General features: G+C 43.0%; 2 protein-coding genes. Both read left to right on the top strand.

Annotated features, from left to right (window positions below):
• On the top strand, nucleotides 1–269 hold a 269-nt coding region (locus ACNOHI_RS24830), incomplete at its 5' end, for an RNA polymerase sigma factor (protein ID WP_420477402.1).
• Between the two features lie 21 nt (nucleotides 270–290).
• A partial coding sequence (locus ACNOHI_RS24825) for a hypothetical protein (RefSeq protein ID WP_420477401.1) occupies nucleotides 291–728 on the top strand: 438 nt, incomplete at its 3' end.

The following is a 728-nucleotide window of genomic DNA, read 5'->3' as shown; positions in this document are numbered from 1 at the left end:
GTCAGGAAGCCTTTCATCTACACGCAGACCAGCACCTTGAAAGAAAAGAAGAGGAGAAAGATGAGTATTTGCGGCGGTTGAAAGAAGCTATGTATGAACTTCCTGTGCAAAGGCGCGAAGCGATACAGATGGTCTATTTAAATGATAAGAAGTATCAGGAAGCAGCTGATGTGATGGGAATAAGTATTAATTCATTAAAAACACATCTGAAAATCGGGCTGAAGAACCTCAGGAGCAGGATGAAAGGCCAGGCGGACACTTACCGGTAATGCATAGCGATAAGATAAAGAATGTCTTCTAAATACGAACATATACAGCAGCTATACCTTGAGAGAATCTCAGGTATTATTTCAGCATCAGATGAAGTTCTGCTGGAAAAGATGTTGGAAGAGGATGCCGAATGCCGGAAGATATGGGAACTCCTTAGCGAGGAAGGGGAGATAATAGGAGTCTCCGAAATTTTAAATCAGGTCAATGTTGACTCGGAGCTCCAAAGACTAAAAGAGAAAACGCTTCATACTGAGAAGAAAACCCACAAGCTCAGATGGATGACAGCAGCTGCCGCTGTTGTCCTTCTTATTGGTGTAACATTTCTTGTTTTTAGAAATAGTGAGAGGCAGGGAAAGCAGCTGGCAAAAAGCAGCAGAAAGGGAGCCGGGAAGGTTCGTTTATTGTTAAGCAACGGAAAATCGGTCGTTCTTGACAGTGCCATTAATACTGGTGTGGTA

Source organism: Noviherbaspirillum sp. ST9, from assembly GCF_048799745.1.
In the GTDB taxonomy this organism is placed as follows: Bacteria; Pseudomonadota; Gammaproteobacteria; order Burkholderiales; family Burkholderiaceae_D; genus Noviherbaspirillum.
This window is presented reverse-complemented; position numbering and strand designations above follow the sequence as displayed.